The 238-nt window shown below is 63.9% G+C and carries 1 protein-coding gene; it reads right to left on the bottom strand.

Annotation, left to right across the window (positions count from 1 at the left end; translation table 11 throughout):
* Positions 1–238: polysaccharide deacetylase family protein (locus RVY79_RS21455; protein ID WP_317466647.1), on the bottom strand; the 238-nt coding region annotated here is incomplete at both ends.

Raw genomic sequence — 238 nt, 5'->3', positions numbered from 1 at the left:
CACCGTACGGCCAGACCACGGTGTGCACCTTGGCGCCGATGTTCTTCTGGATGATGTCGACGCTGCGCTGCAGATCATCACGCACGCGCTTGCGATACTCGTCGTCGGTCTCATACCGGCCCATCTTGGGCAGATATTCGTGCGTGCTGGCGGCCGGCAATTCGTTGCCCTGTGGGTTGCCCAGAACGCCGTGGTGCAGGTCGTGCGTGTGGGTGGCGAATTCCGCCAGGCCCGAGGC

The organism is Chromohalobacter sp. HP20-39, from assembly GCF_033052815.1.
Lineage (GTDB): Bacteria > Pseudomonadota > Gammaproteobacteria > Pseudomonadales > Halomonadaceae > Chromohalobacter.
Note: the sequence above shows the minus strand (reverse complement) of the source record. Positions and strands in the feature narration are given on the sequence as shown.